The following is a 292-nucleotide window of genomic DNA, read 5'->3' on the forward strand; positions in this document are numbered from 1 at the left end:
TCGCTATAGCGACGGAGATGGTGGTTTTTTAGGTTGGTTATGCGAAGATCCGCCGCAAATTTCTAAGGAGCGGATATGAAAGATATGAAATGGACAGAGCATCTGAGCGTAATAAGCTCTGTTGCATCTATCACTGGCGTTTCTCTTGTGTGGCTGCAAACTTTAACCAAGGAAGCCAGCTTTATGACGGCGCTATTTGGTGGTGTTGCAAGCGTCGTTGGAGCGCTTGTTTCTATTGGATCCTTGGTCGTTACCGTCCAGCTATTCGCGATGGGCCATCGCTATATCAGGT

At 47.6% G+C, this 292-nt stretch carries 1 protein-coding gene; it reads left to right on the plus strand.

The window, feature by feature from the left end:
• Positions 1-75: 75 nt before the first annotated feature.
• The coding region (locus KMS84_RS39915) for a hypothetical protein (protein ID WP_256921553.1) at positions 76-292 on the plus strand (217 nt) is incomplete at its 3' end.

Origin of the sequence: Streptomyces hilarionis (genome assembly GCF_024539675.1) — a bacterium.
GTDB lineage: Bacteria > Actinomycetota > Actinomycetes > Streptomycetales > Streptomycetaceae > Streptomyces > Streptomyces hilarionis.